At 43.9% G+C, this 11,791-nt stretch carries 10 protein-coding genes; 1 reads left to right on the forward strand and 9 read right to left on the reverse strand.

Features of this window, described 5'->3' with window-relative positions; translation table 11 throughout:
• Nucleotides 1–3: 3 nt before the first annotated feature.
• Complete coding sequence (locus FHG67_RS12970; RefSeq protein ID WP_002626635.1) at nt 4–1,200, reverse strand: GNAT family N-acetyltransferase; 1,197 nt, start codon at nt 1,198–1,200, stop codon at nt 4–6.
• A 33-nt stretch (nt 1,201–1,233) separates the two neighbouring features.
• Nucleotides 1,234–1,788 carry a sigma-70 family RNA polymerase sigma factor gene (locus FHG67_RS12975; RefSeq protein WP_004498195.1) on the reverse strand — a complete coding sequence of 185 codons (555 nt, stop codon included), beginning with the start codon at nt 1,786–1,788 and terminating at the stop codon, nt 1,234–1,236.
• Between the two features lie 310 nt (nt 1,789–2,098).
• On the opposite strand from FHG67_RS12975, the gene FHG67_RS12985 reads away from it, so the two are divergent.
• Nucleotides 2,099–2,725 carry an NrsF family protein gene (locus FHG67_RS12985; protein WP_004498138.1) on the forward strand — a complete coding sequence of 209 codons (627 nt, stop codon included), beginning with the start codon at nt 2,099–2,101 and terminating at the stop codon, nt 2,723–2,725.
• A 1,103-nt stretch (nt 2,726–3,828) separates the two neighbouring features.
• On the opposite strand, the gene FHG67_RS13000 is transcribed toward FHG67_RS12985, so the two are convergent.
• From FHG67_RS13000 to FHG67_RS13030, 7 genes are all read right to left on the reverse strand, one after another.
• Entirely contained in the window at nt 3,829–5,742 is a 1,914-nt protein-coding gene (locus tag FHG67_RS13000; protein ID WP_004499880.1) for an AAA domain-containing protein, read from the reverse strand.
• The gene (locus FHG67_RS13005) at nt 5,739–6,740 is read right to left on the reverse strand and encodes a PLP-dependent cysteine synthase family protein (RefSeq protein ID WP_002630937.1); all 1,002 of its coding nucleotides are present in this window, start codon (nt 6,738–6,740) and stop codon (nt 5,739–5,741) included. Before FHG67_RS13005 ends, FHG67_RS13000 begins: the two co-directional genes overlap by 4 nt.
• A 15-nt stretch (nt 6,741–6,755) precedes the next feature.
• Nucleotides 6,756–7,376 carry a 3-isopropylmalate dehydratase small subunit gene (gene leuD / locus FHG67_RS13010; RefSeq protein ID WP_016758886.1) on the reverse strand — a complete coding sequence of 207 codons (621 nt, stop codon included), beginning with the start codon at nt 7,374–7,376 and terminating at the stop codon, nt 6,756–6,758.
• 22 nt (nt 7,377–7,398) lie between these two features.
• Nucleotides 7,399–8,796, reverse strand: a complete 1,398-nt coding sequence (gene leuC, locus FHG67_RS13015; protein WP_004502017.1) for a 3-isopropylmalate dehydratase large subunit — start codon at nt 8,794–8,796, stop codon at nt 7,399–7,401.
• Nucleotides 8,797–8,965: 169 nt separating this feature from the next.
• Nucleotides 8,966–10,405: an FHA domain-containing protein gene (locus FHG67_RS13020; RefSeq protein ID WP_004499943.1), complete on the reverse strand. Its 1,440-nt coding sequence runs from the start codon at nt 10,403–10,405 to the stop codon at nt 8,966–8,968.
• Nucleotides 10,406–10,425: 20 nt separating this feature from the next.
• Entirely contained in the window at nt 10,426–11,193 is a 768-nt protein-coding gene (locus FHG67_RS13025; RefSeq protein WP_004499866.1) for an ATP-binding cassette domain-containing protein, read from the reverse strand.
• A 10-nt stretch (nt 11,194–11,203) separates the two neighbouring features.
• The gene (locus FHG67_RS13030) at nt 11,204–11,791 is read right to left on the reverse strand and encodes a D-sedoheptulose 7-phosphate isomerase (protein ID WP_002630958.1); all 588 of its coding nucleotides are present in this window, start codon (nt 11,789–11,791) and stop codon (nt 11,204–11,206) included.

Genomic DNA, 11,791 nt, shown 5'->3' on the forward strand with positions numbered 1-11,791 from the left:
GGCTCAGTCCGAAGTTGTTTTCGTCTGAAAGTAGACATTTGTCTGCACTTCCTTCAATGGAGAATGCTCATTGGTTTCCTGGATCATTTCCTGCATGTGCAATCTTTCCTCCTTTAAGAAACGTTCAATCGCATTTCTAGCCCCAGCATGAAAAATCCGATGAGAACTATACGTAGGAACCGCGGGAAAACCTCTTAGAAATTTATGCTCACCTTGCGCACCCGCTTCGAAAACTTTGATATTTTCTCGAATCGCATACTCGATCAATTGATAAAAACAGCATTCAAAGTGAAGATGAGGATAATACTCTGTACAACCCCAATATCTTCCGTAGAGAAAGTCGCCCTTTCGAAGATTGAAAGTACCCGCAATGGGTTTTCCTTCTCGATACGCAAGAACAAGAACGATCCTATCCAAAAAACTTTCAAAAGAAGAATCGAAGAACTTTCGATTTAAATACGCCGAACCCCATTTGCGAGAATGAGTGTCCGAATAAAAACTCCAGATCGTGTCCATGTCCGAACGAGAAATTTCGTTTCCTTCCAGAATCCGAATCTCAAGTTCGTAACCGCGAACGATCTCTCTTTCCCGTTTGATTTGCATTCTCTTCTTGGATTTCATGGCGCCCAAATAATCGTCGAAGCTCGAATATCCTCCGTTGATCCAATGATACTGGTGGGAAAGCCTCGTTGCAAATCCGTATTCGGAAAGAATCTCCGCTTCTTCCTTTTCTAGAAATAAAAAATGAACTCCGGATAAACCCTCTTTTTCACAAAATTGAAGAAGTTCCGGAATCAGATAAGAACAGACTTCTTTTAAACTCAAACGAGTGTCGTATAAAATCCTTTTTCCATTGGCCGGAGTAAACGGAATTGCAACAAGACCTTTCGGATAGTATTTGAGTCCGGCTTGTAAAAAAAACTGAGCCCATTGAAAGTCAAAGATATATTCCCCGTACGAATCGAATTTCAGAAAGAGAGGAATTACGGCCGAAAGACGCTCTTCTTTCCAAAGCACACAATATCTTTGAATCCAAGAAGTGGAAGGTCCGATACAACAAGAAACTTCCAAGGATTTGAGAAAATCATATTCTAAGAAAGGACTTTTGGGATCAGAGATACAGTTCCATTCTTGTTTAGAAATCAAGGAAATAGAATCTAAAAATTCTACTCGAATGCCGCTCGGAAAATGGGAAATCATGTTAATTCTAGGACGATTTTAACGACTACTTTGTCAGAGATCGAGTGAAAAATGCTTTCGAATCTTTTGAATCGCTCGATGAGTTATGACTTTGATATTGGATTCGGAAAGACCCGTTCGTTCAGAAACTTCTCGAACACTCATTCCTTCAAGTTTGAGATGAGTGAGAATTTGTTTCTGTCTTTCATCCAAAACATTCAGCCATTTTTTGAGGATCTCTCTGGCGTTCTCCGGTTCTTCTTGGACAGGTTCTGGAGAAGCGAAAATTTCCAGATTATCCATGCTGAAAGTCCGATCTCCCACTTTCTTCTTTCTCAGATAATCAATCGTCTTGTATCTTGCAATCGCAAAAACCCAAGGCGCCGGATGACGATCCTCCCGATAAGAATTCCTAGCCTTATGAAGTCCGATTAAAATTTCCTGAACCAAATCTTCCCGGTCTTCCTGGTTGCCGATTCGTGGAATCAGATACGATCTGAGAATTCCGGTTACAATCCGGAGAAATTTTTCATACGAACCTTGATCTCCTTCTCCGGCCTTGCGGATCAATGTCGAACATTCTTCCCAGATTTCTTTTTTAGCTGACATGTAACGAACTGCTTGGAACCTTCGAAAAGATAAGAGCGTGGTCAAATTTACAATGTTACTTTCTATGGATCGTAACATTTGAGACACAAATCACCGAGCGAACTCAGGGAACACAAGTTGACGATTTCAGTTTCATCGTTTCGAGTTTTTTCTCAAATAAAAATTTGAATTTTAAGACGAGCGATAAGAACACCCCTTCGATTATGGACACATTCAAAAAAACGAAAACCGATTCCTTCCAGACTGAATTGGGAAGAAATTATTGTCCAACCATTCTCCAAAATTGGAAAATTTCCGCGTAGAGTAAACGATGTCTTACCAAGAACAAACAACCGAATCTTTAATCCGAAAAATGGCCAAAGAACCTCCGATTCGAAAAAATGGTTGGAATTGGTTTGTGATTTTAGGTGCGGTGGTTCTTATATCGCTTTTCCTTCTTTATTTACACCCGACTTCGAACCGTTTCATTCGCTTACCGACCTTATTGCCAGATTTTTTTTGGATTTCTCTGATCGCTCTTTACTCGTTTTGGACCTTATCCCAATTGCGTTTTCCGGAAGAATCCTTTACCAAAACCGCACGATTTCCGTTACTTCTCGCATTTCTTTGGATTCTTTATTCGATATGTATGTTCGTCTGGGATTTAATCGGAGGCAACGAAATTCATATTCATATCGGGAGATGTTGGATCATCCTTTCTCTTTCCAGCGCTCTTTTAGCGGGAAGCGGGGTTCTGATCCTGAAAAACGGAAAACCAGGAAATCCAGCTTTAGCGGCCGCGATTCTTTCCGTTTTCAACCTGGCTCTTGCAAATTTCTACCTCAAGTTCATCTGTGACAATCAATCCTCTTTTCATATCCTCGTTTCGCACGTTTTTACAAGTTTACTTCTCTTCTTATTCGGCTTTTTCGTATTTAAGAATATTCTAAAATGGTAGCCGAGCTACGACAAAGTCTCCCGTGAAAGGGGCGGTCCTGGCTTGGGTGGTGGAGGCGGATTCGTGGGGAAACTTGGAATTTTTTTCTATTAGAAAATTCTATTTTTTTAAAGTAACGTGAGCAGGGTCGTAAGAAATCCATGATTCATCTTTTTTGTAGGAAGTTGAAATTTGAACGCTGTAAATCTATTCTTAAAATGTGGGAATTACAACAAATCGCGATTTTACGAACAATTTTTACAAATAAGGACCCATACTTTTAGAAAATTCTTTCTCATTTTCAACCGCCGAGCTCGCGTTTTTTTAAAGTAAAACGTAAGTTTCCTGTCAGAACTTTTCCTTTTTTGATTGAGGAGTTATTCCAGAGTCTCTACGAATCGCGACAAGGTTGATTTCAACTGCGTTGAAAGTCGCTTACGAAACTCAACCTCGCTCTCTAATCAGTAACCTTATCCACAAATTAAGAAGGCTTTTGGAATAATAAGGGTCAAAAATTGATATTTTTCAAGTGTTCCGACAAGAATGAGGCTTTTTACTTGCAAAAAGTATGATTTTCTGATAGGGAAAAATCTCCCGAGTCTTCCCGCCTCCTCTCCCCGCCACCCAAAACCAGGGTGGGGCCGAGCCTGTTTCACAGAAGATTTGTCGGAATTCCGACAGATTTATCTTCGGATCCAAGTATTTGTGGGTAAATTAACGCTCTCTAAGGATCGCGACAAGGTTGATTTCAACTGCGTTGAAAGCCACTCACAACGCTCCGCTGTTCGATGGCAATTTCGCTCTCTAAGGATCGCGACAAGGTTGATTTCAACTGCGTTGAAAGCCACTCACAACGCTCCGCTGTTCGATGGCAATTTCGCTCTCTAAGGATCGCGACAAGGTTGATTTCAACTGCGTTGAAAGCCACTCACAACGCTCCGCTGTTCGATGGCAATTTCGCTCTCTAAGGATCGCGACAAGGTTGATTTCAACTGCGTTGAAAGCCACTCACAACGCTCCGCTGTTCGATGGCAATTTCGCTCTCTAAGGATCGCGACAAGGTTGATTTCAACTGCGTTGAAAGCCACTCACAACGCTCCGCTGTTCGATGGCAATTTCGCTCTCTAAGGATCGCGAAATTCCCAAGCGGTTCGAAAGATTTCTTTATCTTCTACAAATCGAATTAGCCTAGATAGAAAAGGATCCTCCAAAAGAGTGGAGCTATCGCCGATACAAAGCAAAAGGTCCTTGGCCCGAGTCATACCTACATTGATTCTTCTGGATTCCTTTAAAAAACCGGAACGACCTTCCGAGTTGGAACGCACAAATCCGAGAAGAATACAACGATTCTCTCTTCCTTGAAAAGAATCGATCGTAGAAACTCCGATCTTGGTCAGTCCCGCTTCCCTCAATTTTTCGGAAATCAACCGAACCTGCGCTCGATAGGGAGAAAGAACCGTGATCTCTTCCTCCGACCAATTGTTTTCCAGGAGCAGAGTACAAAGACGAACCTGAAGATCCGCTTCGAAGGGATTGGTAAGACTGTCGTCAACAGCGACTTCCTCACTATCGGTTCCAGCCGTATCGATCCATTGGAGCGCATTCCCAAATGGAAAAGTTTCCGGAAAGTTAGAAATTCTTTCCGGCTCCGGACGACCTGAATTCAGCCGATTCGAATAAAATTCCATGGAAGGAAAAGAAGAAATCTCGTCCTTCATTCTATACTGAGTATCGAGCAAAAAAACCCGACCGGACGTTTCCAATCTTTCCGCGGCCTTTTCAAAAAGCGTAAACTCCAGAGAATTTTTTTCGGAAAATAAAGACGGAGGCAACTGCTTATGATCGCCGGCAAGAATCACTCGATCCGATTTTAAAATCGGAATCCAAAAAGCGGGTTCGAGTCCTTGAGAGGATTCATCTAACACGCAAAAGTCGAATCGCCTTCCTTCCAAAACGGAACGTGCGGACGCAACCGGAGTGGAAACGACCACAGGGTGGGAAGAAACCAAACTGTCAATCAGTCCTTTTTCCATGGATCGGATCGTTTTTTTCAGCTCTTTCACTTCCTGAAAAAGATTCTTTCGTTCCTCTTTTTCCTTTTCTCCGAAATTCCGTTTATATTTTTTTGCCTGTTTGGAAATTTCGATTACGTCCCTTCTGTATTCGCTTAACAATTTTCCGTCGGGATGATGAAATAGTTTATAGTCCAGGGTCGCATGCAGCGCAGCGTCGCTGATTCGAGCGGGATGTCCCAGTCTTAAAACGGGAATTCCTCTTGTGGAAACCGATTCCACGAGAAGGTCGCAAGCGGAATGTGTGGGAGCGGACACAAGAATTCGTTTTCCCTCGGCGACGAGTTGGCTTATAATTTCGGTTAACGTGGTTGTTTTACCGGTGCCGGGCGGTCCGTGAATGATCGTCACGTCTTCTGAAAGAACGGCTTTGATCGCCGCCTTTCGTTGTGACTCGTTCAAATTGCCGGTCATTCTCCCTAAAATTCGAGATCGATCCCCGTCTCGAATTATGATCGGATCCGGTTTTCCGTACCCCAGTAAAAGCTCGCGGTTTACATACAGTCTGGTTCCTTTCGTTGCGCCGATAACTGCGTCTAACGCGTGAAACATTTCCTTATAGGAAGTCTCGTCGGGCAAAAGGTCCAGAAAACATTTTCCGTCTTCGGTCCATTCGGGAACCTCGTCGATCGCGATCCGAATTCTTTCTTTGTGAAGAGAAACTAATATAGCCCGAACCCGATCTTCGTTCTTTCCGATTTGAACTGGAGCGCCGGACTGAAATTTGGAAGGATACTCCTCTTGGTTCGGAAAACGAAAGGTAAGGATCCAACTTCCCTCTCTGCCGAAAGACTGTTCTTCGTAGACAAGAGGGTATAACGTGATTCCGAGCTTAACCCGATCTTGGATAGAACGGGAAAGCCAGTCTTTGGAAAAGAGGGAATCCTCTTCCTTCTTTTCCCTTTCGAGTTCAGCCCGGACAAATTCCAACTCTTCGATCGAGCCGGAGAATTTTCTTTCTTTCAAAATCGGTCGGGGGAAAGGACTACGATTCTATAGACCTGGGACTTTTGGTCGTCTCTTGCGGGGAGTCCTTCCGCAAATCGAATCGCACTCGCAAGAGTGGTTCCGGTTGTCTGTCCCGCAAAAATTCCTTCTTTTTGATAGAGATCGGATTGGTATAAAAGCGCTTGTTCCCGATCGACTCCGACGTATTCGTCTACGATCTTAGGGTCAAAGGATTCAGGAAGATAAATGGAATTTTCCTTTTGAACCATCTTGCGAATAAATCTGGATTTTTGGCTGACTCCCATGATTATCCGAATTGAAGATTTTTTGGATTTTAAAAATCTACCCACACCTGAAAGAGTTCCGCCGGAACCTCCTCCAGCTACAAACGCGTCCACGCTTCCACCGAGATCTCTCCAGATTTCAGGCCCAGTAAAAAGATAATGTGCGTTTGTGTTGGCCATATCTTTGTATTCGTTTAGAATCACTACGTTCTTTTCTTTTTCTTTGATTTCCTTCGCTTTCCTCAAAAGGATTTCATCCCAATTTCCTTTCGCTTCGGAAACGACCTCTACATGAGCCCCGAAGGTTTGGAGATCTTTGATCTTTTGCGGATCGGTATCGCCAGCGACCAAACAGCGAAACTTATATTGTCGAATCGTACAAATCCAAGCAAGACTGATCGCAGTTGTGTTGTAACCGGGTTGAACGACCTGTCCTTTGGGTTTTAATTCTCCTCTTCTTTCGGAAGAAAGAAGCATGGATAATGCGGTTCTGTCTTTTACGGAACCGGTAGGATTACAGAATTCCGCTTTGAGATAGAACTCTATGTTAGGGATATGAGAGCCGATTTGATTCAGACGAATGAGCGGAGTATTTCCAATCATCTGCAGGATCGTTTCTTTAACGGGTTTTGCTACGCTAAGTTCCCGCCCAAAAGATTTCTGAATGTTATTCAGAGCGCCAAGAAAACTATTTCCAAATTCGTCAATCGAACGGGATATTTCATCAAACATAAATTTTCGGCAGAATTATATAGAGTACAGCCAAGGTTCAACCTCTTTCTGTTTTTTTTCAAATTCCCCGATTTTATTTTCCTGTTTGAGAGTGAGGCCGATGTCGTCAAGTCCGTTGTAAAGACAATATTTACGGAAAGAATCCACTTCGAACGTATATATTTTTCCAGTCGGGCCGGTTACGGTTTGTTTGTTCAGATCAATCTGAAGCTTAGCTCCTACATTGTCTGAAACAAATCGGAACAACTCCTCTACTTCCTCCGACTTTAAAACCACGGGAAGCATTCCGTTTTTAAAACAATTATTGAAAAAGATATCCGCGTAAGAAGGAGCGATGATCGACCTGAATCCGTAATCCTCCAAGGCCCAAGGCGCGTGTTCTCTGGAAGATCCGCAGCCAAAGTTATCTCTCGTCAAAAGAATGGAAGCGCCCTTATATCTTTCTTGGTTGAGGGAAAATTCCGGATTGAGTTTGGTTCCGGCGTCGTCCAAATATCTCCAATCATGAAATAGATGAATCCCGAATCCGGTTCGTTCGATCTTTCGGAGGAATTGTTTCGGAATAATCTGGTCCGTGTCCACGTTCGGCCTATCGAGTAGCGCGGCGATTCCGTTCAATACAGTAAATGGCTTCATAATATTCTAATTTACCTCTTGATTATTTCCAGCTTCGGATATCCACAAAATGCCCTTCCACCGCCGCAGCCGCAGCCATTTCCGGTCCTACGAGGTGAGTTCTTCCGCCCTTTCCTTGACGGCCTTCGAAGTTTCTATTCGAAGTGGACGCGCAGCGATCACCCGGTTCGAGGACGTCGTCGTTCATCGCAAGACACATGGAACAACCGGGATTTCTCCATTCAAAACCCGCTGCGGTAAAAATCTTATCCAGACCCTCTTGTTCCGCTTGTCGTTTTACTCTTCCCGAACCCGGAACTACGATCGCTTGCACCTTGGAGGAAACTTGTTTGCCTTTGATAGTAGCGGCGGCGGCTCTTAGGTCTTCGATTCTGGAATTAGTGCACGAACCGATAAAGACTTTGTTGATCGTAATGTCTTCGATCTTCTCACCCGGAGTTAAACCCATGTATTTGAGTGCGGATGAAATTCCGATTTTGTCGATCGGATCGGTCGCATCGTTCGGGCTTGGAACAACTCCTTTTACGGAAACGACTTGACTGGGAGAAGTTCCCCATGTCACCATCGGGGTAATTTCGTCCGCATGAAGAACTACGGTGGTGTCGAACTTCGCACCTTCGTCAGTTACATAATGTTTCCACTTCTTAACCGCGAGATCCCATTCCGCTCCTTTCGGTGCGAAATCCTTTCCTTTGATATAATGGAACGTGATTTCGTCCGGTGCGATGAGTCCCGCTCTCGCTCCGGCTTCGATCGACATATTGCAGATCGTCATTCTCGCTTCCATGCTCAGGGCTTGGATCGCAGAACCGCGATACTCGATCACATAACCGGTAGCGCCCGCGGTTCCGATTTTACCGATGATCGCGAGGATAATGTCCTTTGCGGTCACCTTGTCGGAAAGTTTTCCGTCGACTCGAATCTCCATCGTCTTCGCTCTTTTTTGAACGAGAGTTTGAGTCGCGAGAACGTGTTCCACTTCGCTCGTTCCGATTCCGAACGCGAGAGCGCCGAACGCTCCGTGAGTGGATGTATGAGAATCTCCGCAGACAATCGTCATACCGGGATGAGTCAGACCCATCTCGGGAGCGATCACGTGAATGATACCTTGGTCCGGATTTTGAAAATCATAAAGACGGATTCCGTTTTCATCGCAGTTCTTTTTCAGAGTGTGCATCTGAATCGCGGAAATCGGATCGGCTAAACTTAAATCCCGAGTACGAGTGGAAACGTTATGATCCATAGTGGCAAAAGTCGCCTCCGGGCGGCGAACCTTTCTACCCGCGATTTTGAGTCCTTCAAAAGCCTGGGGGCTTGTAACTTCGTGAATAAGATGACGATCGATATAAATTAGATACGATCCCGCATCCAGTTCTCCCACCAGATGATCTTCCCAGATTTTTTCGAACATTGTCTTCATTGAATTCTAATACTCCTCCGAAAGAAATTCTTTCGGAATTTGTGAATTGGATTTGTTTCTCGAAAAGAGAAAAGATATCCGCCTGAATTTCCATCGTCGTGATATCGGGTCTTTTCGTCCACCCGGATCTATTTTAAGGGATGGAGAGCGAATTGGGAAGATTGAAATCCTAACGAGCCCGAAAAACGTACACCGTTTTTCCGAGGCTGATTTCGTCAAAATCGTACAGAACCCGAGGTCTAAGAATTTTTTTACCGTTCAAGTAAGTTCCCCCGTCGGAAATCAAATCGTATAAAACGAAACGGTTTTTGATCTTACGAATTCTGGCATGGAGTTTACTAACCCCCGGATCGGAAACCATAACATCAGAAAGCTCTCCATTTCCGAGAGTGGTCTCGGGCTTACGAATCGGAACTTGTTTACCAGGAGATTTGCCTTCTTTTTGAATCAGAGTCGCAAGATCGTAGGTTTCCGCAGTTTCAAACTCAGACTCGTTCACTGGAAGAGAACGAGAAACAGAAATTCCTTCCGAATCTGCATACGGAGAAAAAAGAAACTGATCTCCGTACATTCTCTGATAGACTTCTCTTTCCTCTCCTCTTGCATGAAACCTTTTCTCCGCCTCTCCTAACGGCTCGTCCGCGTCTCTTTCTTTCCGAAATAAAAGGAGCAATGCGATCAAAGTGAGAATGAGTAAAAAGCCCATCGTAGGAAGAAATATTTCAGGACTTAGAAAAATGAATCCAAACTGCTTTGCGATTCCGGGTTTGTATATGTAAGTAAATTTTCCGCCTTGGGAAGATTGCCAGTCTCCTCGAATGAAATCTCCTTCTACTTTCCAAAAATCGTTTCGAAAGGGAGAATCGTACCGAACCTCCGCGGGATATTTGTGAAAATATTCCAGGTCGGTTAAAAACTTAGAAAGAAAATCCGTAGAATTTATCTCGTAAAATTCTCCCCCATAAATCCGAACGAGTTCAAGGTTGGAGAAGTTGCGTCTACCGATCACATGAATCGGAAGGCCGGATGTGGACAAACCTTGTCTGAGTCCCGGAGGCAATTTATAGTCATTGTCGGAAACAAGTAGAGAAAGATAAGAATCCCTCGTCAAAATCGAATTCACTTTTTGGAATACAAGATCCAGGTTGGTTCCCGTATTACGATTACTGAGCGAACCCGGAACTCTAGCTTTGGAAAGAGCAGTCTGCCTGTCCAAATCCTTTTCAACCACAAGCAAGTCGTCCGAAAAAAAGATAAAACTGAAATGATCTTCCTCTCCGGAAGACTGAACCGCTTTTTGTAAAAATTTTGTGTTGAAATTATTCTCTTCGAGAGATGTTCCCGACTGGACTAAAAAAACGGAATGAACGGATCTGCTTCCTTCTTTACGAAGAACTTTCTGTTGCAGTACCGTTCGGGTTTCCGATCCTCTGGATTCTCGAATGAGAAAATTCTCTCTTTCAAGTGGAAACTGTTTTTTATCTCGAATGAAAAGTTGAACGGAGGGAAAGGAAGAAGGGTCCGCGTCCTCCAGGATAAACGGCGACTTTTGTGAAAAAAGCGGAGAGGAAAATAGAATCAGTGTTAGGAGAAGCGCATAACCCATCATTCGCACCCGACTATCTTAGATCAACTTCCTTGTTCAAACAGTTTTTTTCCATACTCTGAGTTTGGAATCAATTCGCCTTCGTTGGACCTCGTAAAAATTTCGGCCCAATTTCCCCGATAGAGGATACTTATAGTATCGGCCAAAGCCCTGACGATAGAGATTTCGTGCGTAATAAAAATGAGAGAAAGTCCCTTTTCCTTTCTAAATTTCATGAGAAGTCTGAGGACTTCCGCCTCGCTGATCGAATCCAAAGCCGCAGTCGGTTCGTCCGCGACCACAATCTGAGCACCGGAATAAACGGCTAATAGAATCAGAATCCTCTGTCTTTCCCCTCCCGAAAGTTGACCCGGCAGAGAATCGAATACTTTTTCCGGCTCCGCTATATGAATAGATTCTAATAGAGGAAGAATTTTCTTTTTTTTCGCAATTTCTCGATTGGAAATAGAAAATGCTTCTAAAATCTGAGAACCAGTTTTACGATAAGGATGAAAACCCCAAATCGGATTTTGAGGAACCAAAGCGATCCTCTTTCCCCGAAAAACCCGCCATTCTCTTTCCGTAAGATATCGAACATCCTGACCTAAAAGTGAAAACCGATCGAATCTCTGAAAAAGCTCCCTGTCCGTCATTCCTAAAAGGCAAGACGCAAACGTAGATTTGCCGCTTCCCGACTCTCCCACGATACAATGCACTTCTCCGGAACGAAGAGTGAAATCGATTCCTTTCAGGATAGAATGACCGGGCGCGGAAACCTTGAGACCCGTGATTTCGACTACAGGAGAACCCACGAAAAAACGATCATTCCATCTTGAAAAGATTATATTCCACGATACTACAAAGGATATGTCCGATTAAAATATGAGACTCCTGAATTCTAGCGGTCACTTTGCTCGGAACAATCACGTCAAGATCGGAAAGATTTTTTATCCGACCTCCGTCTCCGCCTAACAAGGATATGGTTTTGACTCCTCTGGTCTTCGCTTTTTCCAAAGCCAACAAAACATTCCTCGAATTTCCGCTCGTAGAAAGTCCGATGAGAAGATCTCCCTTTCTACCGAAAGCCTCAATCTGCCTAGCGAAAACTTCCTCGTAGCCGTAGTCGTTCGAACAAGCCGTCAATACCGCAGAGTCTCCGGAAAGGGAAAGCGCGGGTAACGCTTTTCTTTCGTTTCCGGATTTATATCTTACTACGAGTTCCGCGGCGATATGGGAAGCGTCGCAAGAAGAACCTCCATTTCCACAAAGATACACCGTGTTGCCGCTTTGTAAAACCTTGGCAACCATTTCCCCCGCTTTGACGATATCACCCAAAATCGAATCGATACATTTCTGCTTGGTGGCGATGGAATCCCGGATTTGACCGAGAGCAATTTCTTTCATATCCAT

It is taken from the genome of Leptospira weilii (genome assembly GCF_006874765.1).
In the GTDB taxonomy this organism is placed as follows: Bacteria; Spirochaetota; Leptospiria; order Leptospirales; family Leptospiraceae; genus Leptospira; species Leptospira weilii.

Bases quoted from the DNA above. Each gene is read 5' to 3' on its own strand.
- leuC (WP_004502017.1), bottom strand. From the start codon at position 8,796: ATGAAGACAATGTTCGAAAAAATCTGGGAAGATCATCTGGTGGGAGAA.
- FHG67_RS13005 (WP_002630937.1), bottom strand. From the start codon at position 6,740: ATGTTTGATGAAATATCCCGTTCGATTGACGAATTTGGAAATAGTTTT.
- FHG67_RS12975 (WP_004498195.1), bottom strand. From the start codon at position 1,788: ATGTCAGCTAAAAAAGAAATCTGGGAAGAATGTTCGACATTGATCCGC.
- FHG67_RS12970 (WP_002626635.1), bottom strand. From the start codon at position 1,200: ATGATTTCCCATTTTCCGAGCGGCATTCGAGTAGAATTTTTAGATTCT.
- FHG67_RS13020 (WP_004499943.1), bottom strand. From the start codon at position 10,405: ATGATGGGTTATGCGCTTCTCCTAACACTGATTCTATTTTCCTCTCCG.
- FHG67_RS12985 (WP_004498138.1), top strand. From the start codon at position 2,099: ATGTCTTACCAAGAACAAACAACCGAATCTTTAATCCGAAAAATGGCC.
- FHG67_RS13030 (WP_002630958.1), bottom strand. From the start codon at position 11,791: ATGGATATGAAAGAAATTGCTCTCGGTCAAATCCGGGATTCCATCGCC.
- leuD (WP_016758886.1), bottom strand. From the start codon at position 7,376: ATGAAGCCATTTACTGTATTGAACGGAATCGCCGCGCTACTCGATAGG.